Genomic DNA, 229 nt, shown 5'->3' with positions numbered 1-229 from the left:
TTCACGCCTTCGCCCAGCACCTTGCGCGCCACGGCGCCGGCCGCCACCCGGCTGGCGGTCTCGCGCGCCGAAGAGCGTCCGCCGCCCCTGTGGTCGCGCACGCCGTATTTGGTCTGGTAGGCGTAGTCGGCGTGGCCCGGCCGATAGGCGCGGGCGATCTCGCCATAGTCCTTGGACCGCTGGTCCTCGTTTTCGATCAGGATCGAGATGGGCGTGCCGGTGGTGACGG

General features: G+C 70.7%; 1 protein-coding gene. It reads right to left on the bottom strand.

What is annotated here, in order from left to right; translation table 11 throughout:
- Positions 1 to 229 (bottom strand): chorismate synthase (locus tag CVH10_RS25075; RefSeq protein ID WP_146143444.1); only part of this gene is annotated, 229 nt, incomplete at both ends.

The organism is Halomonas sp. ND22Bw (assembly GCF_003011945.1).
Lineage (GTDB): Bacteria > Pseudomonadota > Gammaproteobacteria > Pseudomonadales > Halomonadaceae > Halomonas > Halomonas halophila.
Note: the sequence above shows the minus strand (reverse complement) of the source record. Positions and strands in the feature narration are given on the sequence as shown.